This is a genomic window from Aromatoleum toluolicum (assembly GCF_012911005.2).
In the GTDB taxonomy this organism is placed as follows: Bacteria; Pseudomonadota; Gammaproteobacteria; order Burkholderiales; family Rhodocyclaceae; genus Aromatoleum; species Aromatoleum toluolicum.
Genome location: NZ_WTVS01000071.1, coordinates 1 through 26,428, shown reverse-complemented (window position 1 = coordinate 26,428; position 26,428 = coordinate 1). Strand labels below are relative to the sequence as shown.

Annotated in this window: 22 protein-coding genes; 15 read left to right on the top strand and 7 right to left on the bottom strand. The window is 68.8% G+C overall.

What is annotated here, in order from left to right; all coding sequences use genetic code 11:
- Positions 1-261: 261 nt before the first annotated feature.
- From GPA27_RS23410 to hbdR, 10 genes are all read left to right on the top strand, one after another.
- Entirely contained in the window at positions 262-1,062 is an 801-nt protein-coding gene (locus GPA27_RS23410) for an SDR family NAD(P)-dependent oxidoreductase (protein ID WP_169142843.1), read from the top strand.
- 117 nt (positions 1,063-1,179) lie between these two features.
- A complete protein-coding gene (locus tag GPA27_RS23405) occupies positions 1,180-2,358 on the top strand; it encodes an acyl-CoA dehydrogenase family protein (protein ID WP_169142842.1) in 1,179 nt (392 codons plus the stop codon).
- Between the two features lie 112 nt (positions 2,359-2,470).
- The gene (locus GPA27_RS23400) at positions 2,471-3,115 is read left to right on the top strand and encodes a TRAP transporter small permease (RefSeq protein WP_169142841.1); all 645 of its coding nucleotides are present in this window, start codon (positions 2,471-2,473) and stop codon (positions 3,113-3,115) included.
- Positions 3,112-4,443: a TRAP transporter large permease gene (locus tag GPA27_RS23395; protein WP_169142840.1), complete on the top strand. Its 1,332-nt coding sequence runs from the start codon at positions 3,112-3,114 to the stop codon at positions 4,441-4,443. The genes GPA27_RS23400 and GPA27_RS23395 overlap by 4 nt, the downstream gene beginning before the upstream one ends.
- A 37-nt stretch (positions 4,444-4,480) precedes the next feature.
- Positions 4,481-5,512, top strand: coding sequence for a TRAP transporter substrate-binding protein (locus GPA27_RS23390; RefSeq protein WP_169142839.1), 1,032 nt, complete (start codon positions 4,481-4,483; stop codon positions 5,510-5,512).
- A 68-nt stretch (positions 5,513-5,580) separates the two neighbouring features.
- Positions 5,581-7,155, top strand: coding sequence for a 3-hydroxybenzoate--CoA ligase HbdA (gene hbdA, locus GPA27_RS23385; RefSeq protein WP_169142838.1), 1,575 nt, complete (start codon positions 5,581-5,583; stop codon positions 7,153-7,155).
- A 535-nt stretch (positions 7,156-7,690) separates the two neighbouring features.
- A complete protein-coding gene (locus GPA27_RS23380) occupies positions 7,691-8,437 on the top strand; it encodes an SDR family NAD(P)-dependent oxidoreductase (RefSeq protein ID WP_169142837.1) in 747 nt (248 codons plus the stop codon).
- A 214-nt stretch (positions 8,438-8,651) separates the two neighbouring features.
- Positions 8,652-9,470, top strand: coding sequence for an enoyl-CoA hydratase family protein (locus GPA27_RS23375; protein WP_169142836.1), 819 nt, complete (start codon positions 8,652-8,654; stop codon positions 9,468-9,470).
- Positions 9,471-9,674: 204 nt separating this feature from the next.
- Positions 9,675-10,430 (top strand): enoyl-CoA hydratase/isomerase family protein, encoded by a 756-nt coding sequence (locus tag GPA27_RS23370; RefSeq protein WP_169142835.1) that lies wholly within the window; start codon positions 9,675-9,677, stop codon positions 10,428-10,430.
- Between the two features lie 99 nt (positions 10,431-10,529).
- On the top strand, positions 10,530-11,219 hold the full coding sequence (gene hbdR / locus GPA27_RS23365) for an HTH-type transcriptional regulator HbdR (RefSeq protein ID WP_505606752.1): 690 nt from the start codon (positions 10,530-10,532) through the stop codon (positions 11,217-11,219).
- Between the two features lie 117 nt (positions 11,220-11,336).
- On the opposite strand, the gene GPA27_RS23360 is transcribed toward hbdR, so the two are convergent.
- The 4 genes from GPA27_RS23360 to GPA27_RS23345 form a co-directional block, all read right to left on the bottom strand.
- The gene (locus GPA27_RS23360; RefSeq protein WP_169142833.1) at positions 11,337-12,278 is read right to left on the bottom strand and encodes an endonuclease/exonuclease/phosphatase family protein; all 942 of its coding nucleotides are present in this window, start codon (positions 12,276-12,278) and stop codon (positions 11,337-11,339) included.
- A 428-nt stretch (positions 12,279-12,706) separates the two neighbouring features.
- Positions 12,707-13,903 (bottom strand): efflux RND transporter periplasmic adaptor subunit, encoded by a 1,197-nt coding sequence (locus GPA27_RS23355; RefSeq protein ID WP_169142832.1) that lies wholly within the window; start codon positions 13,901-13,903, stop codon positions 12,707-12,709.
- 4 nt (positions 13,904-13,907) lie between these two features.
- On the bottom strand, positions 13,908-16,271 hold the full coding sequence (locus tag GPA27_RS23350; protein WP_169142831.1) for an ABC transporter permease: 2,364 nt from the start codon (positions 16,269-16,271) through the stop codon (positions 13,908-13,910).
- 2 nt (positions 16,272-16,273) lie between these two features.
- Positions 16,274-17,020 carry an ABC transporter ATP-binding protein gene (locus GPA27_RS23345; protein WP_076600470.1) on the bottom strand — a complete coding sequence of 249 codons (747 nt, stop codon included), beginning with the start codon at positions 17,018-17,020 and terminating at the stop codon, positions 16,274-16,276.
- A 179-nt stretch (positions 17,021-17,199) separates the two neighbouring features.
- Between GPA27_RS23345 and GPA27_RS23340 the strand changes: the two genes are divergently transcribed.
- Both GPA27_RS23340 and GPA27_RS23335 read left to right on the top strand, forming a co-directional pair.
- On the top strand, positions 17,200-17,445 hold the full coding sequence (locus tag GPA27_RS23340) for a FitA-like ribbon-helix-helix domain-containing protein (RefSeq protein ID WP_169142830.1): 246 nt from the start codon (positions 17,200-17,202) through the stop codon (positions 17,443-17,445).
- The gene (locus GPA27_RS23335; RefSeq protein WP_169142829.1) at positions 17,445-17,864 is read left to right on the top strand and encodes a type II toxin-antitoxin system VapC family toxin; all 420 of its coding nucleotides are present in this window, start codon (positions 17,445-17,447) and stop codon (positions 17,862-17,864) included. Before GPA27_RS23340 ends, GPA27_RS23335 begins: the two co-directional genes overlap by 1 nt.
- Positions 17,865-17,972: 108 nt before the next feature.
- Here the strand turns inward: GPA27_RS23335 and GPA27_RS23330 are convergent, their stop codons facing one another.
- From GPA27_RS23330 to gpmI, 3 genes are read right to left on the bottom strand one after another with little or no spacing between them, the layout of a single operon-like run.
- Positions 17,973-18,569, bottom strand: a complete 597-nt coding sequence (locus tag GPA27_RS23330; RefSeq protein ID WP_169142828.1) for a lipocalin family protein — start codon at positions 18,567-18,569, stop codon at positions 17,973-17,975.
- A 26-nt stretch (positions 18,570-18,595) separates the two neighbouring features.
- A complete protein-coding gene (gene arfB, locus GPA27_RS23325) occupies positions 18,596-18,991 on the bottom strand; it encodes an alternative ribosome rescue aminoacyl-tRNA hydrolase ArfB (RefSeq protein ID WP_169142827.1) in 396 nt (131 codons plus the stop codon).
- On the bottom strand, positions 18,992-20,635 hold the full coding sequence (gpmI, locus tag GPA27_RS23320; RefSeq protein WP_169142826.1) for a 2,3-bisphosphoglycerate-independent phosphoglycerate mutase: 1,644 nt from the start codon (positions 20,633-20,635) through the stop codon (positions 18,992-18,994).
- Between the two features lie 151 nt (positions 20,636-20,786).
- On the opposite strand from gpmI, the gene GPA27_RS23315 reads away from it, so the two are divergent.
- From GPA27_RS23315 to fdhF, 3 genes are all read left to right on the top strand, one after another.
- Positions 20,787-21,686: a LysR substrate-binding domain-containing protein gene (locus GPA27_RS23315; protein WP_169142825.1), complete on the top strand. Its 900-nt coding sequence runs from the start codon at positions 20,787-20,789 to the stop codon at positions 21,684-21,686.
- 176 nt (positions 21,687-21,862) lie between these two features.
- A complete protein-coding gene (locus GPA27_RS23310; RefSeq protein ID WP_169142824.1) occupies positions 21,863-23,662 on the top strand; it encodes an NAD(P)H-dependent oxidoreductase subunit E in 1,800 nt (599 codons plus the stop codon).
- Positions 23,659-26,428, top strand: a 2,770-nt coding sequence (gene fdhF, locus GPA27_RS23305; protein WP_169142823.1) for a formate dehydrogenase subunit alpha, incomplete at its 3' end; no start/stop codon positions are given. The genes GPA27_RS23310 and fdhF, both read left to right, overlap by 4 nt.

Here is a 26,428-nt window from a genome sequence, read left to right as displayed (position 1 = left end):
GGGATGGGTTATTCGGCGGATGCAAGACCCATCCCCATCCTGTCCTTCCCCTTGAAGGGGAAGGAACCTACTAACAGCGTGCAGTGCCGTGTTACCGCCGCAAGCAGCTGCGCGGAAGGCCTTGGCTGTTGCACGAGAGCAGATACTCGTTGACCTTCAATGAAAAATGAACGAGTATTCATTCAGCGAGCTGCGAGGCGTTTCCGGATCTCCGGGCGCCGCGGTCTCGCCGGGTCGTGACAAGCGAACGTGGAGGATGTGATGGCGGCAGATTCTGGTCGTGTGCTCGCGGGCAAACACGTGGTCATCACCGGCGGCGGCCGCGGCATCGGTGCCGCGATCGCCGCCGCGCTGGCCGGGCAGGGGGCGAAGCTGACGCTGATGGGGCGCACCCTCGCGCAGCTCGAGGAGCGCGCCGCGACGCTGCGCACCGTCGGCGGCGAGTCCTGCCAAGTGCATTGCGAGGCGGTTGACGTCGCGGACGAGGCCTCGGTCGTCGCGGCCTTCGCCGCCGCCACGCGCCGCCTCGGTCCCGTCGCGGTACTGGTCAACAACGCCGGCCAGGCGGGCAGTGCGCCTTTCCTGCGTACCGACCGGGCGCTGTGGCAGCAGATGCTGGATGTGAATCTCACCGGCACCTATCTCGCGACCCGCGCCGCGCTGCCCGACATGCTCGCGGCCGGCTGGGGCCGCATCATCAACGTCGCCAGTACCGCGGGGGAGAAGGGCTATCCCTACGTCTCCGCCTACTGCGCGGCCAAGCACGGGGTCATCGGCATGACGCGCGCGCTGGCGCTGGAAGTGGCGCACAAGCACGTCACCGTGAATGCGGTGTGCCCCGGCTACACCGACACCGACATCGTGCGCGACGCGATCGCGAACATCCGCGAGAAGACCGGCCGCAGCGAGGCCGAGGCGCTCGCCGAACTGGCGAAACACAACCCGCAGGGCCGCCTGGTACGCCCGGAAGAGGTCGCGAACGCGGTGCTGTGGCTGTGCCTGCCCGGTTCCGACGCGATCACCGGCCAGGCGATCTCGGTGTCCGGCGGCGAGGTGATGTAACCCCAGGAACGCAAGCAGGACCGAGCGGCACAGACCCGCCCGAGCGGGCGCCGCAGCGACGACAACCATGAGGAGGGCGGGCGCCTGCGGCGCACCGACCCGAGAGGAGACGCAAGGATGAGCGATCGGACCTATCTGGAGTGGCCCTTCTTCGATGAGCGCCACCGCGGCATGCAGGTCGAACTGGAGGCCTGGGCCGCCGCCCACATCGACGGCCACCCGCACGGCGACCTCGACGACGCCTGCCGTGCGCTGGTCAGGAAGCTCGGCGCCGACGGCTGGCTGCGCTACATGGTCGGCGGCACGGCCTATGGTGGTCGCTTCGACAAGATCGACACCCGCGCCGTGTGTCTGCTGCGCGAAACGCTGGCGCGCCATTCCGGCCTCGCCGATTTCGCGCTGGGCATGCAGGGGCTGGGCTCGGGCGCGATCACGCTGCACGGCAGCGATGCGCAGAAACGGAAGTACCTGAGCGAAGTCGCCGCCGGCCGCGCGATCCCGGCCTTCGCGTTGTCGGAGCCGGACTCGGGTTCGGACGTCGCGGCGATGGCGTGCAGCGCGCGCCGCGACGGCAAGGATTACGTACTGGACGGCGAGAAGACCTGGATCTCCAATGGCGGCATCGCCGACTTCTACGTCGTGTTTGCCCGCACCGGCGAGGCGCCGGGCGCGCGCGGCCTGTCGGCCTTCATCGTCGAAGCCAACGTGCCCGGCTTCGACATCGCCGAGCGCATCGACGTGATCGCGCCGCACCCGCTCGCGCGCCTGCGCTTTTCCGGCTGTCGCGTGCCTGCGGCGAACATGGTGGGCGAGCCGGGGCAGGGCTTCAAGGTCGCGATGGAGACGCTCGACATCTTCCGCACCTCGGTCGCCGCCGCCGCGCTCGGCTTCGCGCGCCGTGCGCTCGACGAAGGCCTGCGCCGCGCGACCACGCGCGACATGTTCGGCAAGAAGCTCGCCGACTTCCAGATCACGCAGGCCAAGCTCGCGCAGATGGCGACCCACGTCGACACCGCCGCGCTGCTCACCTACCGCGCCGCGTGGATGCGCGACCAGGGCAAGAACATCACCGGCGCCGCGGCGATGGCCAAGATGACCTCCACCGAGACCGCGCAGCAGGTGATCGACGCCGCGGTGCAGCTGTGGGGTGGCTGCGGCGTCGTCAGCGAGCACCCGGTCGAGCGCCTGTACCGCGAGATCCGCGCGCTGCGCATCTACGAGGGGGCGACCGAGGTGCAGCAGCTCATCATCGCCCGGCAGACCCTCTCCGCATACGAGCAGGAACAGGCCGCCTGAGCCTGGCAAGGGTTCGCGGCGGGCGCCGTGTGGCGCCTGCCGCGGCCATTTTTCTCTGCATGGTGAATGAGTGAACATTCATCCAGTTTATGCATCGAGGAGGAGACAGAACATGCATGCAAGCATTGTGAGCCTGGACGCAGCCGCGCGGCTGCGCCACAAGGAGCTTTCCCCCAGGGGCGCCCCCGCCAGCGACGCGGACGCCGGCGTGCAGCTCGAGCCCGGCTCGATCGAGCACGTCGCCCACCCCGAAGCCCTGCCGCACGGGCCGTGGGGCCGGCGGCTGTATGCGGCGAGCAGGGTGTCCGCGCTGATGGGCGGCACGGTGTTCATGCTGCTGATCGGCATGTCGCTCATCTCCATCGTCGGGCGCAAGCTGTTCGCGTTGCCGGTGCCGGGCGACTTCGAGGTGCTGCAGATGGGCGCGGCGGTCGCGTCGGCGACCTTCTTCTCCTACTGCCAGATGGTAGACGGCCACGTGCGCGTCGACTTCTTCACCAACTGGCTGCCGCTGCGCCTGCGCTCGCTGTTCGATGGCATCGCGGCGCTGCTGATGGGGGCGGTCGCTCTGCTGATCGCGTGGCGCACGGGCGTTGCGGCGGTGGCGTCCTATGAGTCGGGCGAGTCCTCGCTGATGCTGGGCTGGCCGGGCTGGGTGTCGATCGCGCTGATCGTGCCGGCCTTCCTGCTATTCGCGACCACCAGCCTGTACATCGCGGGGCGCCGCTTCCGCGTCGTGGCCGGAGGTGCGCAATGAGCGGCATCGAGATCGGCGCGACGATGTTCGCGATCCTGCTGGTGCTGCTGGTGCTGCGCGTGCATATCGGCATCACGATGTTCCTCGTCGGCGCCGGCGGCTACCTGACGATGATGGGCGGCGAGTTTGCCCCCTTCCTCAACATGCTGAAGAACCTCGCCTACGCGCGGCTCTCCAACTACGATCTCGCCGTCATCCCGATGTTCCTGCTGATGGGCCAGTTCGCGACCCACGGCGGCCTGTCGCGCGCGCTGTTCCGCTGCGTGAGCTCGCTCGTCGGACACTGGCGCGGCGGCGTCGCGATCGCCTCGACCGGCGCCTGTGCGGGCTTCGGCGCCATCTGCGGCTCCTCGCTCGCGACCGCGGCGACGATGGGGCAGGTCGCGCTGCCGGAACTCAAGCGCTGCAACTACTCGGGTGCATTGGCGACTGGCGCGCTGGCCGCCGGCGGCACGCTCGGCATCCTGATCCCGCCCTCGGTGCCGCTGGTGATCTACGCGGTGCTCACGCAGGAGTCGATCGGCAAGCTCTTCATGGCGGCGGTGTTGCCGGGCCTGATCGCGATGCTCGGCTACATGCTGGTGATCCGCATCATCGTCACGCTCAAGCCCGAGGCCGGTCCGGCCGGCCCGCGCGTGCCGCTGGCGGAGAAGCTGCGCTCGATCGCCAATGTCACCCCGGTGGCGCTGATCTTCCTCGTCGTCATCGTCGGCATCTACGGCGGCTGGGCGAACCCGACCGAAGCGGCCTCGATCGGCGCGGCGGCCTGCGGCATCCTCGCGGTCGTCACGGGCGGCATGCGCGGCGAGGGCATCCGCGAAAGCGTGCTCGGCGCCGCCGAGGCCACCGCGATGATCTTCCTCGTGCTGCTGGGCGCCGACATGCTCAACACCGGCCTCGCGCTCACGCAGATGCCCGTAGAGCTCGCGAACTGGGTCAGGGACAGCGGCCTGTCGCCGCTGCTGGTGCTGACGACGATCCTGCTGATCTACATCTTCCTCGGCTGCGTCATGGACGCGCTGGCGATGATCCTGCTGACCATTCCCATCTTCTACCCGATGGTGATGGGGCTGGAGTTCTGGGGGCTGACGCCGGACGAGAAGTCGATCTGGTTCGGCATCCTCGTGCTGATGGTGGTCGAGATCGGCCTCGTGCATCCGCCGGTCGGCATGAACATCTACATCATCAACAAGGCCGCCAAGGACGTGCCGCTCACCGACACCTTCCGCGGGGTGATGCCCTTCCTCGCATCGGACCTCGCGCGCATCACGCTGCTGCTGTTCTTCCCTGCCATCTCGCTGTACCTGGTGCGGACCTTCGGCGGCTGAACGCCCGGGCCCGCCCATCCACAACAAAGGAGACGCGATGAATACCGGAAAACTGCTCAAGCCGCTGCTGGCGGCCCTGCTGCTCGCGGGCGGCGCCGCCCAGGCGCAATCGGACAAGGTCGTGACGCTGCGCGTGCATCACTTCCTGCCGCCCTCGTCGAACACGCAGGTCAAGTTCCTCGAGCCGTGGTGCGCCAAGATCGGCGCCGAGTCGGGCGGACGCCTGAAGTGCCAGATCTACCCGGCGATGCAGATGGGTGGCACGCCCGCCCAGCTCTTCGACCAGGCCAAGGACGGGGTCGCTGACATCGTGTGGGCGCTGCCGGGCTACCAGGCGGGGCGTTTCCTCGTCACGGAAGCCTTCGAACTGCCCTTCATGGGCGTGTCGGGTGAAAAGTCGAGCCGCGCGCTGTGGACCTACGCAACGAAGAACGCGACCGCCGAGTTCAAGGGCGTACGCCCGCTGGTGTTCCACGTCATCGCGGGCATGGCGCTGCACACCACGACCAAGCAGGTGCGGACGATGGGCGATCTCAGCGGCATGAAGCTGCGCGCGCCCACCCGCCTGGCGACACGCATGCTCAGCGCCCTCGGGGCGACGCCGGTGCCGATGCCGGTGCCGATGGTCACCGAGAGCCTCGCCAAGGGCGTGATCGACGGCGCGATGATCCCATGGGAAGTCGTGCCGGCGATGAAGGTCCAGGAAGTCGTCAAATTCCATACCGAAACCGACCCCAGCCTGCCGCTGATGTCGACCTCCGCCTTCATCCTGGCGATGAACCCGGCGAAGTACGACAGCCTGCCGCCCGAGCTGAAGAAGGTCATCGACGCCAACAGCGGCCCCGAGGTGTCCGCGTGGGCCGGCAAGATCTGGGACGATGCGACGCTCACCGGGCGGCAGGCGGGCCTCGAGCGCAAGAACACCTTCTATACCGTGCCCGCCGACGAGGTGGGCAAGTGGCAGAAGGCGTCCGAGTCGGTTGCGGCGGACTGGGTCAAGGAGGTCAGCGCCAAGGGCTACGACGGGCAGAAGCTGCTGGCCGAAGCGCAGGCCCTCCTCAAGAATTGAGCGGCGTGCGGCCTGCCTTGCTCCCCGGCGTGCCCGCCGGGGATCCCTTCGGTCGTTCAGGAGCAGACATGAGTTTTGACAATACCGCGCGCTGCGGCGCGATGAACGCCGCCGATGAGATCATCGGCCGCCCCCTCGCGCTGGGCCTCGCTGGACAACCCGCGATCGTCGGCGCCGGCCGTTCGGTCACCTACGGCGAACTCGATGCGCTGGTCAATCGCACCGGCAACGCGCTGAAGGCGCACGGCGTCGCCCGCGGCGAGCGCGTCCTCTTCCTGATGGACGATTCGCCCGAGATGGTGGCGGGCTACCTCGGCACGATGCGCATCGGCGCGGTCGCCGTGGCCCTCAACGTGCGCCTCGCGCCGCGCGACGTGCGCTACGTGATCGAGGACAGCGACTGCCGCCTGCTGTTCGTCGATTGCGAATTCGCCCACCTCTACCAGGAGATCGCCGCCGAACTCGCCGACCCGCCGCAGCTCGTCGTGCGCGGTGCCGCGCCACGCACCGGCGGGGTGGCGCTCGACGAGTTCCTCGCGGGCCAGCCCGACACGCTGGCATCCGAGCCGGCAGCACCCGACGACATCGCCTTCTGGGTGTATTCCTCGGGCACCACGGGGCGGCCCAAGGCGGTGATGCACGCGCATGCGTGCGTGCTGATCGCCGAGCGCATGGAGGCCGAGTACTTCGGCGTGCGCCCCGGCGACCGCATCTTCGCCACGTCGAAGATGTTCTTCGGCTGGGCGCTCGGCCATTCGCTGATGGGCGGGTTGCGCTGCGGCGCGACCGTCATCGTCGCCGCCGGCTGGCCCGACCCCGTGCGCATGATCCAGGTGGTCGAAGAGCATCGCCCGACGCTCTTCTTCAGCACGCCGGTGATGTACCGCAACCTGCTGCGCGAAGGGGCAGGGGAGAGCGAGGCCTTCCGCGAAGTGCGCCACTTCCTGTCGGCCGGCGAAAAACTGCCCGAGACGCTGTACCAGTCCTGGCTCGAAGCGACCGGCAAGCCCCTCGTCGACGGCATCGGCGCTTCGGAGACGATCTTCCTCTTCCTCGTCAATGACGGAGAGGTGCAGCGGCCCGGCTCCTGCGGCAGGCCGGTGCCGTGGGCCGAGGTGCGCCTCGTCGACGAGACCGGCGCGGACGTTGTCGAGCCCGGCGTGCCCGGCCAGATCGCGATCCGCATGACTTCGCAGTTCAGCGGCTACTGGAAGCAGCCCGAGCAGACGAAGCGCGCGCTGCGCGACGGCTGGTACTTCCCCGGCGACATGTTCAGCTTCGACAGCGACGGCTACTGGTACCACAACGGCCGCGCCGACGACATGCTGAAGATCTCGGGGCAGTGGGTGAGCCCGTCCGAGATCGAGGCCTGCGCGATGACCGCGCCCGGCGTCGCCGAAGCCGTCGTCGTCGGTGTGCCGCAGGAGGACGGCCTGACGCGCCTCGTGCTGGTGGCCGTGGCGAAGGAGCCGTCGGCGAGCCATTCGCGACTGTCCACGCAGGTGCAGGACACCCTGATGGCCAACCTCTCGATCTACAAATGCCCGCGCACGGTGCGTTTCGTGGACGAGCTGCCGCGCACCGCGACCGGCAAGATCCAGAAATTCCGCCTGCGCGAACTGCTCCAGGCGGGGCGGCTGTAGGGACTCCTCGCACCTGCTCGCGGGGTCCCTTCCCCTTCAAGGGGGCGAGGGCGGGGTTTCGCAGAGCACCGCTCTGCGCCGTCCGAGCGGGCAGGCTGTGCAAAGCCTGCCCTCCGGACAGGATGGGGATGGGCCATCAGCGGCGCATGCCAACAGCGCGGACGACCGACGCCACGAACAGGTCCTTCGGCGGGTGCCCCAACCGGCGTGCCCGATCGTGCGCCGCCGCTCGCGAACTATCTCGCGAATTGATTGATCATTCAGTCCAAACGGCCGGATCTCCGGCCGTTTGCATTCATGCGTCGGGCATTGAAATGCCCGTGACAACGCTTTAGCACAACCGGAGACGGTATTCATGGGGTTCTTCCGATTTTCGCGTAAAGGGGTTGACTAAATTCAGTGACTGAACAATCATTCATTCAACTGCCGGTGTCGCAGAAAACGCGACGCTGCAGCAAACAGGTAGCGGGGCGACGTTCGCGGCGATAGCCGGGCGCCCCGGAAACGCAAGACGGGTGAATCAGGAGACAGACAAATGAACCTGCAAGGCAAAACGGCCGTCGTCACGGGCGGTGCATCGGGGATCGGGTATGCGACGGCGGAGACGCTGGCGCGGGCGGGCGCGCGCGTCGTGATCGGCGACATCGACGAGGCCAAGGGCGCGACCGCGGCCGGCATGCTCGCCGAACAGCGCCTCGACGTCGACTTCGTCCGGCTCGACGTCACCGACATCGACTCCATCCACGCCTTCCGCGACGAAACCTATCGCCGCCGGCCCCAGGTCGACATCGTCGCCAACGTCGCCGGCTGGGGCAAGATCCAGCCCTTCATGGAGAACACCCCGGACTTCTGGCGCAAGGTCATCGACCTCAACCTGCTCGGACCGGTCGCGGTGTCGCACGCCTTCCTGCAGCAGATGATCGAGCGCGGCTCGGGCAAGATCGTCACCGTGTCGAGCGACGCCGGCCGCGTCGGCAGCCTCGGCGAGACCGTGTATTCGGGCGCCAAGGGCGGGGCGATCGCCTTCACCAAGTCGCTCGCCCGCGAGGTCGCGCGCTACAACATCAACGTCAACTGCGTGTGCCCCGGCCCGACCGACACGCCGCTGCTGCAGGCGGTGCCCGAGAAGCACCGCGAGGCCTTCATCAAGGCCACGCCGATGCGCCGCCTCGCCAAGCCGTCCGAGCTCGCCGACGCCGTACTGTTCTTCGCCAGCGACCGCGCGAGCTTCATCACCGGCCAGGTCATCAGCGTCAGCGGCGGACTCACGCTCGCAGGCTGAGTGAATGTTCAGTCGCAAGAGTGTCTGCCTGTCGGCTTCACGAGGTGATGTCAGGTTGATTGCTGCACGGTAACGCCCTCCCCTTCAAGGGGAGGGCTGGGGTGGGGATGGGTTAAGCACGCGTCACAGAAACCCATCCCCCTCCTGGCCTCCCCCTGAAGGGGGAGGAAAGCAGGCTCCACTCACCTACCCCATCTGTCTCAAGGAGAATCACATGTACAAGCTCAAAGCCGCCGAATGGCGTCCGGAACACTTCAAGCTCGAAGTCGCCGACCGTGTCGCGACCATCACGCTCAACCGCCCCGAGCGCAAGAATCCGCTCACCTTCGAGAGCTACGCCGAACTGCGCGACACCTTCATCAAGCTGCAGTACGCCGAGGACGTGCGTGCGGTCGTGATGACCGGCGCGGGCGGCAACTTCTGCTCGGGCGGCGACGTGCACGACATCATCGGCCCGCTGACCAAGATGGACACGAGCGGCCTGCTGGCCTTCACGCGCATGACCGGCAACCTGGTCAAGGAGATGCGCAACTGCCCGCAGCCCATCATCTCGGCGGTCGACGGCGTGTGCGCCGGCGCCGGCGCGATCATCTCGATGGCCTCGGATATGCGCTACGCGACGCCCGAGGCGAAGACCGCCTTCCTGTTCGTGCGCGTGGGCCTCGCCGGCTGCGACATGGGCGCGTGCAGCATCCTGCCGCGCATCATCGGCCAGGGCCGCGCCTCCGAGCTGCTCTACACCGGCCGCTCGATGAGCGCCGAGGAGGGCCGCGCCTGGGGCTACTTCAACGACGTCGTGCCGGCCGAGAAGGTGCTGGCGAAGGCGCAGGAGGTGGCGCTGTCGCTCGCCAATGGCCCGGCCTTCGCGCATTCGATGACGAAGAAGTGCCTGCATCAGGAATGGAACCAGACCATCGAGCAGGCGCTCGAGACCGAGGCCGAAGCCCAGGCCATCTGCATGCAGACGCAGGACTTCACGCGCGCCTACAACGCCTTCGTGAACAAGCAGGTGCCGAAGTTCGAAGGTAATTGACGTTCCGGCGCACCGGGCGGCCGTCCCCGCGGCCCGGTTGCGCCCTGTCGTACGGTCGCGCGTGGTGCAGCCAAGCGCCGGCCGTTTCCCGGGGCGTCGCGTCAACGGCCGGTGCGATCCTGCCAACGATATCTCCTCCGATGTGCGCAGAGGCCGGCGACGCCCCGCTTTTTCGAATTGACTGCAGTTCCCGAGGACATCGCAATGATTTCGCTGAGGATTGAGGATTCTGTCGCAACCGTGACGCTGTGCCGCTCGCCGGTCAACGCGATCAACGAGGAATGGATCGCCGCATTCGATCGCATCCTCGCCGAACTCGAGCACACGCCGCGCGTCAATGTGTTGTGGATCCGCAGCGCCGAGCGCGTGTTCTGCGCCGGCGCCGACCTCGACGTGATCGGCTCGCTGTTCGGCACCGAGGCCGGGCGGGTGGAGATGATCGCCATCACGCGGCGCATGCAGCAGCTCTATGCCCGCCTCGAACGTCTGCCGCAGGTCACGATCGCCGAGATCGGCGGCGCGGCGATGGGCGGCGGCTTCGAGCTCGCGCTGGCGTGCGACCTGCGCGTCGTCGCCGACACCGCCAAGGTCGGCCTGCCCGAGGCGCGCCTGGGCCTGCTCCCGGCCGCGGGCGGCACGCAGCGCATGACGCGCATCTGCGGCGAGGCCGTCGCGCGACGCCTGATCCTCGGCGCCGAGGTCGTCGCCGGCGCGGAGGCCGTGAGGCTCGGCTGCGCGCACTGGGTGGCTCCGGCCGCCGAACTGGAAGAGTTCACGCGCGAAGTCGTCACGCGCATCGCCGCGCTGCCGGCGCTGGCCCTGTCCGAGTGCAAGCGCTGCATCACGGTCGCGGTAGAAGGCAATGAAGACGGCTACGCAGTCGAACTCGCCGGCAGCGCGGCCCTGCTGGCGGACGGCGAAACGCAGGCGCGCGTGCAAGGCTTCCTGAACCGTCAGTAAGGCCGGGGCGACGGCGACGCGGAAACCCGGCTGCACCGGTGGCACAATACGGCGTACGGCCCGATGCCGGACAGTTGTGGCAATGGTTCACCCGAGGGAATGGACATGAGTTCAGCAGAAAGCGTCAAAAGCGTCGTAACGGACCCGAAGCTGGTCGAGGAGCGCCGTCACCAGATCATCAGCGCGGCCACCAAGCTCTTCTCCGAGCAGGGCTACTACACGACGACGATTCTGCAGATCGCCCGCGAGGCCAAGGTCAGCACCGGCCTGATCTACCAGTACTTCGGCGACAAGGACGACATCCTGTTCCTGACGCTGAAGAACGTGCTCGACACCTATGAACAGGAGATCCCGCGCCAGATCGAAGGCCTGACACATCCCGTCGAGCGCCTGTGCCGCGCGGTGTGGGCCTACTGCGCGGTCGTCGACGCCCAGCGCGACGCAACGGTGCTCGCCTACCGCTCGACCAAGTCCCTGCGCGCCGACCGGCGCGTGCTGATCAAGGACGGCGAGACGCGCACCAACCGCATGATCGAGAAGTCGATCCGCGCGTGCACGGCCGGCGGCTTCATGCGGCCGGTGAACGAATATCTCCTGTGCTACCAGATCGTCAATTTCGCCCACGCCTGGGCGCTCAAGCACTGGGCCTTCGTCGACCGCTTCAGCCTCGCCGAATACGTCGAGGAAGGCCTGCTGCTCCTCGTCGAACCCTTCCTCACCACCAAGGGCAAGACCGCAATGGCGAAAGTCCCGCGGAGCGCCGAGGCGCTGGTGCGCGAACCCACCTGAAGGCGGGTTTGCGCGCCGAGGTTACGCAAGACGTACGCGCGTGGTCCCCTCGTTCCCGCCTCCGGCCCTTCTGGCTATTGCCGGTCAGCGACAGCGGCCATGAACTGAGCGCGTCGTCTATGGCGCTGCGGGCGCGAGGACGGTGTAAGCGGGACGATGGTCGGAGCCGAACTGCGGCCCGACGCCCGCCGCGAGGACGCGCCAGTGGGGCGTCACAACGATCTGATCGATGGGAATCAGTGGAAAGTGGGCGGGCCATGTCGGTGTCAGGTCCGTCGCGCGGCGCAATCCGTGAGCGCGGAAGGGCCGCATGGCCGAGGACCACGGGGTGGCGTTGAAGTCGCCGGCAAGCACGGCGGGAAGGCCGGTCGCAGCCACCCACCGCGCTTCCGACTCGAACAGGGCGTCGCGCAGTGCGTGATACTCGGCGCTGACGGGGGGCATCGGATGCACGGCGCCGAGCGCGACACGCCGCTCGCCCCAGCGGACGAGTGCCCGGTAGTGCAAGGTTTGGTCGGCCGGCGCGCGCGCTTCGGACTCGGTGATGGCGTGGCGCGACAGCACCGCCAGGCCAAAGGGGTCCGTGCGTGCCTGAATCAGCCGGTGCGGAAAATGCTCCCACTGCTCGAGTTGTTTCATCGTCGATGGCGTGACCTCCTGAACGATGACAATGTCGGCGTCCAGCGACTCCACCCAGCGACGAAGGGCCGAGACGTCGCGATTCTCGGCGTGGAGGTTGGCTGTCACCACGGTCAGGGGCTGGGAAACGGGTGAGGCGATCGCATGGGGCTCGGGGCTCGCCGAAATCCATCCGCCGGCCAGCACGGCCATGCAGGGCAGCGCCCAGCCATAGGCGCGGAACATCAGCAGCCACGTCGCGCATATTGCGCCGATGGTGAGGTACACCCACTGCCAGTGGGCTGCAAGGTCGAGCACCCAGGCGAGCGTCGAGGGTAAGCGGTGCTGCTGGTCCGCGAAAAGCGGCAACGATGCGCCTGCCGCGCTCAGGAGCAGCAGCGCTTTGGCACGACGCGTAATGGCGGCGATCAGAGGAGCCATCGGGACGGTGCTCGGGGACTGCCACATGACCGCTTCGGCTCCCCCGTCGTCCACGCCGCGTCAATCGCAAGAGTCGTCGTCATGCATGACATCCTGGATGAATGGGTGAGGATCGTCCGGGAGAGTATCCGTTCAACGCGCCTGTGCGAGGACCCCTGCCGCTGCCTGGTGCTCCGCTGTCCGCGAACCTGACCGGCCTTGATGATTGCCACTGCCGCCGCCGGCTTCTTCGGCCGCGGAAAGTCGCGTAGCCGCTCTTGATTCCGCATCACCCTGTGCGCGGTGCGATGCCGGATCTCGGCAAGGTGCTTGACGCGGTCCCGCATCTCGTCATCGAGCTTCACGGATACCGTTTTGGCAGCGACGGTCGGCATGACTCGCTCTCGGTTATTGCTGATTGGTAACGCCTTGTCGTACTGGCCGACTCTTCACCGCCCGCTCACCTTCACCCCATCCCGCAGCCGGTCGTCCGGATGCACGACCACGCTGGCGCCCTCCGCGAGTCCCGACATCACCTGCGCCGCGAGCCCGTTGCGCTGGCCGGTGTCGACGCGCCGGCGCACCGCGCGGCCTTCCTCTAAAGCGAACACCGCCCAGCCTTCGCCGTCGCGGAACAGCGCGCTCGCGGGCACCTGCAGCACATCCTGGTCTTCCCACAGCACGAAGCTCGCTTCGACGCGGTAGCCGTCGCCGAGGCGCTGCCACTGCTCGGTCGGTGACGTGAAATCGACGATCACCCACACGCGCTGTTCCTCGACGCCCAGCGCCGACACCTTGGTGAAGCCGGCCGGCTCGACGACGCGCACCTTGCCTTCGAGCGCCCCTTCGCCGCCCCAGCGCTCGAACAGCACGCGCGTGCCGGGGCGGATGCGCACGGCGTCGGCGGAGAGCACGTCGACCTCGACTTCCAGCGCGCGCGGATCGCCGATCTCGACCAGCGCTTGGCCGACCTCGACCGCCCCTTCGCTCTTGCGCGGGATCTTCAGCACCCGCCCGGCGACCGGCGCACGCACCAGCAGCGGCTCGCCCCGCCCGCTGGCCGCGGCGTAGCCCAGCGCGGTGCGCGCGGCTTCCAGCTCGTGACGCGCGGTGGCGACATTGAAGCGTGCCGAGCGCAGCTCGGCTGCGGCGCGTTCGTCCTCGGCTGCGGCGCGGTCCTCGGCGTCCAAGGTGACGTGGCCGGCCGCGCGCAGGCGGCGGATGCGTTCCAGCTCCCTGCGCGCGAGCGTCGCGCCGGCCTCGGCTGCCTGCACGCGCTGCCCGACCGCCGCGAGGTTCGCCTGCGTCGCCGCGACCCGCGCCTCGGCCTCGGCGCGCCGGCGCGCGTCCAGCACCTCGGAGCGCTGCGCCTCCAGCACGACCAGCGCCGCGCCGGCCTCGACCGCGTCGCCCACTTCCAGCTCGATGCGTCGCGCGTAGCCGTCGACCGGCGCGGCGACGACGTAGCGGTCGGCGACGCGCGTGCGGCCTTCCTGTTCGACCGCGACGCGCATCGGTGCGCGTACCGCGCTGCCGAGGTCGACGACCACCGGCTGCGGGCGGAAGCCCGAATACAGCCCCCATGCGATCGCCGCGACGATAAGCGCGAACACGATCTGCCTGCGCCACTGCACCTTGGTCTTCATGTCCTCACTCCGGTGTCTTCAATACGGCGACGAGATCCAGATGGTCGAGGCGCCGCCGCACCGCGAGCCCCGACAGCGCGGCCGACACGAGCACCACCGCGACCGCGAACGCATAGGTCTGCGGCACCAGCACGACCGGCACGCGGAACAGCTCGGTCTGCATGGTGTGCGCGATGTAGTAGCACATCCCCTCGCCCAGCCACAGCCCGACCGGGATCGCGGCGAGCGTCAGGATACCCAGCTCGCCGAGCAGGATGTAGCCGATCTCGCCGCGCGTGAAGCCCAGCACACGCAGGCTCGCGAGCTCGCGCCCGCGCTCGGTGAGCGCGATGCGGGCGCTGTTGTAGACGACGCCGAAGGCGATGATCACGGCGAACACCGTCGATACGTAGGTGAAGAACAGCATCGTCTCGTCCATCAGGCGATTGAAGTTGCGGATCTCCTGCACGCGCTCGGCGACCCCGGCGACGCGCGGAATGCCTTTCAGTTCGCCGTACAGCGCGTGCAACTGCGCCGCATCGACGGCCAGCCACGCGCCCGAGATCGTCGGCCCCTCGTGCATGAAGTGGTTGAGTGCCGTGAGCTCCATGTAGGCCGACACGCCCAGGTACTCCTTCACCAGTCCCGCGACCGTCGCCTCGCGCAGCGGCCGGTTGCCCTCCATCACCTCGACGACGATGCGGTCGCCGGCGCGCACGCCCAGCATCTTGCCGAGATGGTCGGTGAGCAGGATGCCGTCTGCGGGCAGCGCGACCTGCCGCAGGTCCGCGTCGAGCAGGCGCTGCAGCTCGCCGCCCGCCTCGATGCCGCGGATCGTGGTGCGGTGCTCGAGGTGGCCGTGGCGCAGGCGCACCGGCACCGAGCGGAACATCTCGACATGCTCCACCCCCGGCAGGCCCATCAGGTCGAAGCGCGCGCGGTAGGCGGTGGGGTCGGTGAATGCCACCGACAGGTCCTCGCGCTGCGCCATGCCGTAATGCACGTTCATCATGTAGCCGACGGTGTCGCGCTGGAACAGGCCGGTGAGGATGATGCCGCACGCGAGCGCGATGCCGACCACGGTCAGCGCAGACTTCAGCGGCCGGCGCCAGATGTGGCGCAGGATCATGCGCGTCGGCTGCGACAGCCAGGGCTTGAGGCCGAGCTTCTCGATCGCCGTCTCGCGGTAGCGCGCCGGCGGCTCGGGTCGCATCGCCTGCGCGGGCTTCAGGCTCGCCGCGCGCCACACGGCGACGACGGTGCCCGCACCGGCCGCAATGAGGCTCGCGCCCGCGGCCTCGACGATGGTCATCGGCTCGAGGCTGAACTTGAGCCACGGGAAGTAGTAGAACTCCATGTAGATCCGCGACAGCGCCGCCCCCAGCCACACCCCCAGCACCGTGCCGCCGAGGACCCCCGCGCCGGTGATCACCGCGACGAGCTTCAGGTAATGCAGCATCACCGCTGCGTTGCCGTAGCCGAAGGCCTTCAGCGTCGCGATCTGCTCGCGCTGCATCGTCACCAGCCGCCCGATCACGACATTGAGCAGGAAGGCCGCGACGCCCATGAACATGGTCGGGAACAGGCTCGCGAGCGTGCCGAGCTGGTCCAGCTCCTGCGTCAGGAAGCGGTGCGAGAGCTGGTCCTTGCGCGCGTAGGCGCCGAGTCCGCCGAAGGGCGTGATCAGCGCATCGACGTGGTCGATCACGTCCTGCGCGTCGGCGCCCGGACGCAGGCTCAGCGCGACATCGTTGAACGCGCCGTCGAGATCGTAGGCCTGCCCCAGCGCCTTGCGCCCCATCCACATCACGCCGTAGCGCTTGGTGTCGGGAAAGGCCGAGCCGGGTCGTAGTTGCTGCACGAACTCGGGCGACAGCGCGGTGCCGACCACGGTCAGCGCCTGCCGCCGGCCGTTGAGGATGGCGTGGAAGCGGCTGCCCGGATGCAGCGTGTGCGCCTTCGCGAAGGGCGTGCTGACGACGACCTCGTCCGCGCGCCCCGGCTGCGGCAGCCGTCCCTCGCGCAGGTGCAGGCCGTTGAGGCCGTGCGGGGCATCGTCGGCGAGCGACACCATGCGCGCGCTGACGGGCTCCGGAAAATCCGGCATGTCGAGCCGCACCGGCTGCACGACACGCGTCTCCACGCGCTCGACCCCCGGAATGGCCACGATGCGCGCGCGCAGCGACTCCGGCGCGCGCTTCAGGGTCGCGAACACCTCGGCGAAGCGGTACTCGCGGTAGTAGGCGTCCTGCGTCACGCGCAGCGCCCCGAGCGTGGACAGGAACATCACGTAGGTGCCCACGCCGCACATCACCACCAGCGCGATCGCCACCGCCTGCCCGCGCATGTGCCACAGGTCGCGCCACAGCTTGCGGTCGAGCGCGCGCATGGCTACCAGCTCAACTCGGACGCGGCCTTGCGGCTCGCGTTGCGCTCGATGCGCACGACGTGGCCGTCGCCGAAATGCACAACGCGGTCCGCCATCGCCGCGATCACCGCGTTGTGGGTGATCACCACCGTCGTCGTCCCCAGCTCGCGATTCACGCGTGCGATCACCTCCAGCACCATCACCCCGGTCTGCGCATCCAGCGCCCCGGTCGGCTCGTCGCACAACAGCACCTGCGGCCGCTTCGCCACTGCCCGCGCGATCGCCACGCGCTGCTGCTCGCCGCCCGACATCTGGCTCGGGAAGTGATCCATGCGCTGCGCGAGCCCAACCAGCGCCAGCGCCTCTTCGGGCGTCATCGGGTGTTGCGAGATCTCCGTCACCAGCGCGACGTTCTCGCGCGCGGTCAGGCTGGGGATCAGGTTGTAGAACTGGAACACGAAACCGACATGCTCGCGCCGGTATTGCGTCATTGCGGCGTCGTCATCGACAGTCAGGTCGTGATCCGCATAGCGCACGGTGCCGCTCGTCGGCGTGTCCAGCCCGCCGAGGATGTTGAGCAGCGTCGACTTGCCGCTCCCCGAGGGCCCCAGCAGCACGACAAGCTCGCCCGCCACGAGGTCGAGATCGACCCCGCGCAAGGCTTCCACGCGCACCTCGCCCATCTGGTAGATCTTGGTGAGGCCGCGCGCCTCGAAGATCGGGCGCGGAGAGGACGCAACGAGCGGGGGAGGGGCGGACTGCTCCGGCATGCGCTGCTCCGGCGGTGGTTACGCTGGGAGCATAGCGCGACACGCAGGCGATGTCGCGGCAGACACGAACCACAGGGCGGGAGCCGCGCAGCGTATCCGGCAACAACGCGTTCCCGCAGGATGGTTGTTGCGGTTGCAGTCATTGCTTAAACTGACTTCATTGACTAATGGAGGCCGGCATGGCGACCATGACCATCCGCAACATCGACGACCAGCTCAAGGCGCGGCTGCGGGTGCAGGCGGCCATCCACGGCCGGTCGATGGAAGACGAAGCCCGCGACATCCTTCGTGCCGCACTGTCGGTCGAGCCCGTTCGCGGCAGAAGCCTGGTGGAGGCCATTCGTGCCCGCATCGAACCGCTGGGGGGTGTCGACCTCGACCTGCCGGTCCGCGAAGCGATCCGTGATCCGGTGGACCTGGGCTGATGATCGTCCTGGACACCAACGTACTGTCGGAATTGCTGCGCCCGGTCCCGGACGCCGGCGTTATGTCGTGGCTCGCAGCGCAGCCCCGTTCGGCGCTGTTTACGACCACCGTGTCACGAGCCGAGATCTTTTACGGTGTCCGGGTATTGCCCGAGGAGGCGCGCAAGCAGGCGCTGCTGGCCGCGACGCGGGCGATTTTCGACGAAGACTTCGCCGGACAGGTGCTCAGTTTCGACAACGACGCCGCCGATGCGTACGCCGAGATCGCGGCATCGAGGCGGAGCGCAGGCAAACCCATTAGCCAGTTCGATGCAATGATCGCTGCCGCGGCACGATCCCGGGGGGCGAGCCTGGCGACACGAAACGTAAAGGACTTCGTCGATTGCGGCATCGCGGTGATCGATCCGTGGAAGGTGTAGACGGACGGGGACAGGACGGCAGCCGGAGTCGCATTCCCTTCTGATTCAATCGCCCCGCACCTGCACCTTCACCGCGCGTGACGGTGTCGCAAGGTTTTCGCCCCGCGTTCAGTCCTGGCGCGTCATCTCCAGCCGCAATAGGTCGAAGCCCCGGGCGGCAAGGCGCGCGCGCAATGCCTCCAAGGCCTGCGGTTCGACGGTCGGCGTGCGCGACAGGATCCACAGGTACTCGCGTTCCGGCTCGCTCACCGCCACGAGGCGGTAGTCCGCGTCGAGGTCGATCACCCAGTAGTCGCCCCAGACCCACGGCAGGAAGGACAGCCACGCCGGGGCGAAGCGCACTTTCAGCTGCGGCGAGTCGGCCGCGCCGATCTGGCGCGCCGTGCCGATCGCCTCGTCCATCCGCCCGTCGGCAGTCCGGCAACGGTTCGCCACCTGCACCTTCCCGTCCGTCAGCAAGCGGTACTCGGCCTGGGTGAAGCCTGCGCAGTGGCGCTGGAAGCGGTTCGGATACTTGGCGATCTCGTACCACGTGCCCATGTAGCGCGGTACATCCAGCGCAGCAATGGTCGAAAGGGCGGCCGGCGGCGTGTCCGCTTGCGCGGGCGGAACCTGCGTGCCCTGCAGGGTGACCGCGAGCAGGGCCCCCAGGATGGAGCGGGCAGTGGTGGTTCTACCGACGGTTGGCTGGCGTGCGGGTTTCATGGCGGCGGCGGGCGAAAACGGACATGTTAGCCTCTCCGGCCGGCCTTGATCAGCGCGCGGTGCGCCTTCGCTTCGAGGCGTTTCTTGACCGACGCGCGCGTCGGCCGCGTCGGGCGGCGCGCCTTGGGTACCTCGGCCGCCCGATTGACGAGCTCTTCGAGCCGGCGCATGGCTTCGGCGCGGTTCTTCTCCAGGCTGCGGAATTTCTGCGCCTTGATGATCACCACACCGTCCTGGCTGATGCGCCGGTCGCCCAGCGCCATCAGCCGCGCGCGCACCGCCTCGGGCAGCGACGAGGCCCCGATGTCGAAGCGCAGATGCACCGCGTTCGACACCTTGTTGACGTTCTGGCCGCCCGCGCCCTGGGCGCGGATGGCGGTCAGCTCGACCTCGTCGGGCGCGATGACGATGTGCGGCGACACTCAGCGCACGTCCAGCAGGCTGGCGTCCCAGGCGGCGTGTTTGTCGAAGCCGATCAGGTTCGCGACGGTGGCCGCGATGTTCGACAGGCCGGCGCCTTCGAGCGCTTTCAGCCCCAGCTTGCCGCCGCTGACGTTGTCGTAGAGGATCAATGGCACCGGGTTGAGGGTGTGCGCGGTCTTGGCCTTGAACGAGCCGTCGGGGTTCTTCGCGGGCTGCTTGGTCTTCTTGTCGAGCTCGAACATCTCGTCGGCGTTGCCGTGGTCGGCGGTGATCAGCGCGATGCCGCCGGCCGCGTCGATCGCGGGCAGCAGGCGTGACAGCGCGAGGTCGACCGCCTCGACCGCCATCGTCGCGGCGCGGAAGTGGCCGGAGTGGCCGACCATGTCGCCGTTGGCGTAGTTGCAGCGCAGGACCTTGTACTTACCCGACTGGACCGCGGCGATCATCGCGTCGGTGATCTCGGCGGCCTTCATCCACGGACGCTGCTCGAAGGGCACGACGTCGCTGGGGACTTCCTGCCAGGTCTCGCCGTCGAACTTGTTCGAGCGGTTGCCGTTCCAGAAGTAGGTCACGTGGCCGAACTTCTGCGTCTCGGAGCACGCGAACTGCGCGACGCCGCTCTTGGCGAACCATTCGCTCATGGTGTCGCGGATCGCCGGCGGATCGACGAGGAAGCGCTTCGGTAGCTTCAGATCGCCGTCGTACTGCAGCATTCCCGCATAGGTCACCTTGGGGGCGCGCACGCGGTCGAACTTGTCGAAATCCGCGCCTTCCTCGAACGCGCGCGTGATCTCGATCGCGCGGTCGCCGCGGAAGTTGTAGAAGACGACCGCGTCGCCGTCCTCGATCGTGCCGACCGGCTGGCCGTCCTTGCCGATGACGAAGGCGGGCAGGTCCTGGTCGATGGTGCCGGGGTGCTTCTCGCGCAGCGCGCGCACGGCCTGCGAGGCGCTGGCGAATTGCTCGCCGCGGCCCAGCACGTGGGTGTGCCAGCCCTGTTCGACCATCTTCCAGTTGGCGTCGTAGCGGTCCATCGTGATCGTCATGCGCCCGCCGCCCGAGGCGATCTGCGCATCGAAGCCGCCGGCCTGCAGTTCGGCGAGGAAGGCTTCGAAGGGTTCGAGGTATTCGAGCGCGCTGGTCTCGGGCACGTCGCGGCCGTCGATTAGGGCGTGGATGCGCACCGCCTGCACACCTTCGTCGCGCGCGCGCAACACCATCGCCTTGAGGTGGTCGATGTGGCTGTGCACGTTGCCGTCGGAGAACAGGCCGATGAAGTGCATCACGCCGCGGCCCGCCTTTGCGCCGGCGACGACCTGCTGCCATGCGGCACCCTGCCAGATGGCGCCCGAAGCGATCGCGTCAGCGACCAGCGCGGCGCCCTGCGCATACACCTGGCCCGCGCCGATCGCGTTGTGGCCGACTTCCGAGTTGCCCATGTCCTCGTCCGAGGGCATGCCGACCGCGGTGCCGTGCGCGCGCAGCAGCACGTGCGGGTAGCGGGCGAACAGCGAGTCGAGCGTCGGCTTCTTCGCCGCGGCGATCGCGCTGCCGACGTCGCTCTTGGGAACGCCGTAGCCGTCCATGACGATGACGACGACCGGGCCGGCGATGCCGGGGAAGGACGGGAGCTTTTGCAGCATTCTGGGGGTTCCTTCGTTGCTGGGGGCGGGAAACCCGACATTTTACTGAAGGTGCAGGCGGTGTTTCGCATGAGATCGCTGTGGTGGTCGGATTCGTGCGATTGCTGCGGGCGTCTGGCCTGGCGCGGACGGAGCCCGTATCCTGATCGCCGTGATCGCCCGCAAATACCTCTACCTCCTCGCTCTCGCACGCGAGCGGCATTTCGGCAAGGCCGCCGAGAGCTGCCATGTGTCGCCGTCGACGCTGTCCGCGGCGATCCGCGACCTCGAGGGTGAGCTGGGCGTCGCGCTGGTTGTGCGCGGGCAGCGCTTTGCGGGGCTCACCCCTGAGGGCGAATGCGTCGTCGCGCACGCGAAGCGCGTCGCGGCGGGGGCGGACGATCTGCGCCACGAGCTCGGGATGCTGCGCGACGGGCTGCGCGGGCCGCTGCGCATCGGCGTGATCCCGACCGCGCTGCCGGTCGTCGCCTCGCTCACCGAAGCTTTCGCCGACGCGCATCCGGCGGTGGCGATCGACGTGCGCTCGGCGAGCACGCAGGCGATCCTCAACGCGCTGCGCAATTTCGAACTGGAAGGCGGCGTCGTCTATGCGCATTCCGCCGACGCGGCGGACCTGCAGTATTGTGCGCTGTGGCGCGAGCAGCTCGTGTTCGTCACGGCCGCGTCCGCGCCGCCGACGGACGAGGCGATCGCGTGGGAAGCCGCCGCACGTCAGCCGCTGTGCCTCTTGTCGCGCGACATGCAGAACCGCCAGACCATAGACCGCGTGTTCGAGAGCCTCGAGTGCACGCCGCACGTGGGGCTGGAGACGAACTCGATCCTCAGTCTCCTCGCGCACGTTCGCACCGGACGCTGGTCTACGATCCTGCCGCGCAGCGTGCTGGGCCTCGTCGGTGCGCAATCGGAGTTGCGCGCGCTGCCGCTGGTGAAGCCCGCGGTCGCGTGGGAGACGGGCCTCGTGACGCTCAGGCGCGAACCCGCTTCGCCGCTCGTCGATGCCCTGCTCGCGGCGGCGGGGACGCTCGCCGGCCCGTTCGGAAAAAGCGAATAGGCCTTCGGCAGAAACCGCTTTCCTCGCCGGCGAGGGGGCACTATTGTTCCTCCGACTTGGCTGCGGCAGGGCGCGATGGACCGCATCGTCGTGCGGCGTTAGCGGACAGGGGACATTGCAGGACGGGCGTTCATCCCGCCCTGTCGCGAGGCGCAATCGTAGGGACGGCGAACAGCATGGCGAACATCGCGGAACAGCAAGGCAGGGCCGGCGGACTGGCAGGGCAGGGCGGTGATCCCGACGCCGTGCACGAGGTTTCAGGAGGAGGTCGTGGTGGAAAAGTCGGAAAGGGCGGCGGGGAGCGCGGTCGCAAGCGCGAACCGCTGCCCGAATCCGCGCACGCCGCCGCTGCCGCGGCGCTCGCGCCCGACCTCGACGCCGGCATCGCCCCGCGCGCCGACCGCCTGATCGAGTACCTGCACCGTCTGCAGGACACCCATGGCGCGCTCTTCGCCGATCACCTCGCCGCGCTCGCCGAGGCGCTGAAGCTCGCGCGCGCCGAGGTGTACGAGGTTGCGACCTTCTACCATCACTTCGATTTCGTCCCGGCCGGCGGCGAGGCTCCGCCGGCGCTCACGGTGCGCGTGTGCGATTCGCTCGGCTGTGCGATGGCGGGCGGGGCGGAACTCGCCGCGACGCTCGCGACCCGCCTCGGTGCCGACGTGCGCGTGCAGCGCGTGCCCTGTGTCGGCCGCTGCGACAGCGCGCCGGTCGCGGTCGTCGGCCAGCAGCCGGTGCTGCAGGCGGATGCCGACAAGGTCGCTGCGGCCGTCGCGAACGGCGAGCGCGAAGAGGCGGCACCGGACGCGATCCGTTTCGACGCCTATCGTGCGGCCGGCGGCTACCAGCTGTGGGAGGCAGTGCGCAGCGGCGCACGTGATCCCGAGGCGGTCATCATCGCGCTCGACGGCGCCGGCCTGCGCGGCCTCGGCGGCGCGGGCTTCCCCGCCGCGCGCAAGTGGCGCAGCGTCGCGGCCCAGCCCGCGCCGCGCAACATGGCGGTGAACATCGACGAAGGCGAACCTGGCACCTTCAAGGACCGCCACTACCTCGCCACCGACCCGCACCGCTTCATCGAAGGCATGCTGATCGCCGCGCGCGTCGTCGGTGTCAGTGGCATCTGGATCTACATCCGCGACGAGTACCCCGCGCTGCGGCGCCTCCTCGCCGAAGAGCTCGAGCGCGTGCGCGCCGAATGGCCGGACCTGCCGCCGATCGAACTGCGGCGCGGCGCCGGCGCCTACGTGTGCGGCGAGGAGTCGGCGATGATCGAATCGATCGAAGGCAAGCGCGGCATGCCGCGGCTGCGCCCGCCCTACGTCGCGGAGGTGGGCCTGTTCGGCCGGCCGACACTCGAGCACAACCTCGAGACGCTGTGGTGGGTGCGCGACATCGTCGAGCGCGGCGGCGACTGGTTCGCGAGCTTCGGGCGCAACGGCCGCAAGGGTTTGCGCAGCTTCTCGGTCAGCGGTCGCGTCGCGAAGCCCGGCGTCGTCGTCACCGATGCCGGCATCACGCTGCGCGAGCTCATAACCGAGCACTGCGGCGGCATGCTCCCGGGGCACGAGCTCTACGGCTATTTCCCCGGCGGCGCCTCGGGCGGCATCCTGCCCGCGCGCCTTGCCGACGTGCCGCTCGACTTCGACACGCTGGCGCCCTACGGCTGCTTTATCGGCTCGGCGGCGATCGTCGTGTTCTCGCAGGACGACAAGGCGCGGCTGCTGGCCGAAAACGCGATGAAATTCTTTGCCCACGAATCCTGCGGCCAATGCACCCCCTGTCGCGTCGGCACCGCGAAGGCGGCCGAGCTGATGAAGGCCCCCGAATGGGACGCCGGGCTGCTCACCGAACTCGGCAGGACGATGATGGACGCCTCGATCTGCGGCTTGGGCCAGGCCGCGCCAAACCCAATGCAATCCGTGCTGCGCTTCTTCCCGCAGGAAGTGGGCGCCGCGAAAGAGGAGGGTGACGCATGAACGCCACCGACATGATCCGCTTCGAACTCGACGGCCGCGAAATCGACGCCGCCCCCGGCGAATCGATCCTGCAGGCCGCGCGCCGCGCCGGCACCGACATCCCGCACCTGTGCTACACGGACGGCCTGCGCGCCGACGGCAACTGCCGCGCCTGCGTCGTCGAGATCGACGGTGAGCGCGTGCTCGCGCCCTCGTGCTGCCGCGCGCCCAAGCCCGGCATGAAGGTGAAGGCCGCGAGCGAGCGCGCCCGCGCGTCGCAGCGCATGGTGCTGGAACTCTTGCGTACCGACGTGCCGGCCGCAGCCGAAAAAGCCGACTCCGAACTCGCGCACTGGTGCGAGGAACTGGGCGTCACGGCATCCCGCTTCGCGTCGCGTGAAAACCCGACGCCGGACCGCAGCCATCCGGGCATCGCCGTGAACCTCGCCGCCTGCATCCAATGCACGCGCTGCCTGCGTGCCTGCCGCGAGGAACAGGTCAACGACGTGATCGGCCTCGCGCGCCGCGGTGCCGACACCGCGATCGTGTTCGATTTCAACGACCCGATGGGCACCTCCTCGTGCGTCGGCTGCGGCGAATGCGTGCAGGCCTGTCCGACCGGCGCCCTGCTGCCGGCGGCGCTCGTCGATGCCCCTGGGGCACCGGTCGCGACGCCCGCGCTCGTCCGCGGCGCGTTCGCGGAAGAAGAAGCCGAAGTGCCTCTCGTAGCCGCCACACCGATCGCCGCCCCCGCAACCCGCGCGATCGACTCGCTGTGCCCCTACTGCGGCGTCGGCTGCCAGACGACCTACCACGTCGCCGGCGACGGCCCCGAGGCGAGGATCGTCCACGTTGTCGGCCGCGACGGTCCGGCGAACGCCGGCCGCCTGTGCGTGAAGGGTCGCTACGGCTTCGGCTACCCGCGCCACGCGCACCGCCTCACGAAACCGCTGATCCGCAAGCCCGGCATCCCGAAATCCGTCAGCCTCGACCCCGCCAATCCGCTTGCGGCCTTCCGCGAGGCGAGCTGGGATGAGGCGCTCGACGCCGCCGCGGCCGGCCTCGCGCGCATCAAGGCCGAGCACGGCCCGCACGCGCTCGCCGGCTTCGGCTCCGCGAAAGGCAGCAACGAAGAGGCCTACCTCTTCCAGAAGCTCGTCCGCACCGGCTTCGGCACCCACAACGTCGACCACTGCACGCGCCTGTGCCATGCGTCGTCGGTTGCCGCGCTGCTCGAAGGCATCGGCTCGGGCGCGGTATCGAACCCGGTGCGCGACGTCGAGTTCGCCGACGTGATCGTCGTGATCGGCGCGAACCCGGCCGCGAATCACCCGGTCGCCGCATCCTTCATGAAGAATGCCGTCGAGCGCGGCGCCAAGCTGATCCTGATGGACCCGCGCGAAACCCCGCTCGCGCGCCACGCGCACCGCTACCTGCAGTTCCGCCCCGACGCCGACGTCACGCTGCTCTTGTCGCTCGCGTGCGTGATCATCGAGGAAGGGCTCACCGACGAGGCCTTCATCGCCGCGCGCACCGAAGGCTTCGACGCCTTCCGCGCCGCCGCGCTCGCGTTCCCGCCCGAGCGCGTCGAGGCGATCACCGGCATCCCCGCGGAGACTGCCCGCGAAGTCGCGCGCCTGTATGCGCAAGGCCCCAACAGCATGATCTTCTGGGGCATGGGCATCTCGCAGCACATCCACGGCACCGACAACTCGCGCTGCCTGATCGCGCTCGCGCTGATGACCGGTCAGATCGGCCGCTGCGGCACCGGCCTGCACCCGCTGCGCGGCCAGAACAACGTGCAGGGCGCGTCGGATGCGGGCCTGATCCCGATGATGTTCCCCGACTACCAGCGCGTCAGCGATCCGGCCGTGCGCGCCAAGTTCGAAGCCCTGTGGAACACGCCGCTCGCCGACAAGCCGGGCCTGACGGTCGTCGAGATCATGGACGCCGCGCTCGCCGGCGAGATCCGCGGCATGTACATCGAAGGCGAAAACCCGGCGATGTCCGACCCCGACCTCGCGCACGCGCGCGCCGCGTTGGGCGGCCTCGAGCATCTAGTGGTGCAGGATCTCTTCCTCACCGAAACCGCGATGCTCGCCGACGTCGTGCTGCCCGCCTCCAGCCTGATGGAGAAGACTGGCAGCTTCACCAACACCGACCGCCTCGTGCAGCTCTCGCAACCCGTGCTGCCGCTGCCCGGCGAGGCCAAACCCGACTGGTGGATCATCCAGCAGATCGCGCAACGCCTCGGCCTCGCGTGGGACTACGCCAGCCCCGCCGAGATCTTCGAGGAACTGCGCCAGGCGCTCCCCGCGTACGCCGGCATTACCTGGGCCCAGCTCGAAGCGGAAACTGCCGTCATCGCGCCCAAGTTTACCGAGGACGGTCCCTCCTACCCGGTGCTGTTCGAACAGGACTTTCCGACCGCGAACGGCCGCGCCCGCTTCGTCGCCGTCGCGCCGCTGCCGGCCGCCGAACTCCCCGACGAGGCCTATCCCTTCGTGCTCACCACCGGCCGCGTTCTCGAGCATTGGCACACCGGTTCGATGACCCGCCGCGCCAACGTCCTCGACGCCCTCGAGCCGCAGCCGTGGTGCACCGTGCATCCGGACGACCTGGCCACACTCGGCGTCGCCTCCGGTGCGACGATCACCCTCGAAACGCGCCGCGGCGCGATCACGCTCGCAGCGCGCGCCGACCGCGGCATGCAGAAGGGCTCGATCTTCATGCCCTTCTGTTACGTCGAAGCCGCCGCGAACCTCCTCACCCAGCCCGCCCTGGACC